Annotated in this window: 1 protein-coding gene; it reads right to left on the bottom strand. The window is 62.5% G+C overall.

The features are described from left to right. Positions 1–467, bottom strand: a 467-nt coding sequence (locus AACY52_RS30805) for a hypothetical protein (RefSeq protein ID WP_339561464.1), incomplete at both ends; no start/stop codon positions are given.

Raw genomic sequence — 467 nt, 5'->3', positions numbered from 1 at the left:
CGCATGCAGGCCTGTACGGTCGCGTTTGCCGACAAAGCGCGCGAAGGTCTTTCGGCCCTGATGCGTGTTCAGATGCCAAGGCTCACCCTCATGATGCGGCAGAGCGATGAACGGCGCGAACTGGTTGTTCAACCGCGATATGATCGTGGAGACGATGGGCAAATTAATCCGGGCGGCGGGACCAACAAGGCCGTTGCTGGCCATCACCAGAAAGAGTTCGGACCGCCCGCTTTGGGCACGCAAGCGGGCCGACAGCCGTTCCATGACCAGCATGGCACGTTCGACCGGCGGCGGCGCGACCCAGCGATGGACCTCGCCGTGAGCGTCGCGTGCTGTCTTGTAGATCCGGCCGACGAGATAGGCGAAGCGTTCGCTGCCGTCACCTGAGGGATGCTGCTCGATGCAGCCGACCTGAAGACCAAGAATCTCCGAGACCCGCGCGCCAACCAGATAGCTGACCACCACAA

Source organism: Pseudomonas sp. EA_65y_Pfl1_P113 (assembly GCF_963970525.1).
GTDB lineage: Bacteria > Pseudomonadota > Gammaproteobacteria > Pseudomonadales > Pseudomonadaceae > Aquipseudomonas > Aquipseudomonas tritici.
This window is presented reverse-complemented; position numbering and strand designations above follow the sequence as displayed.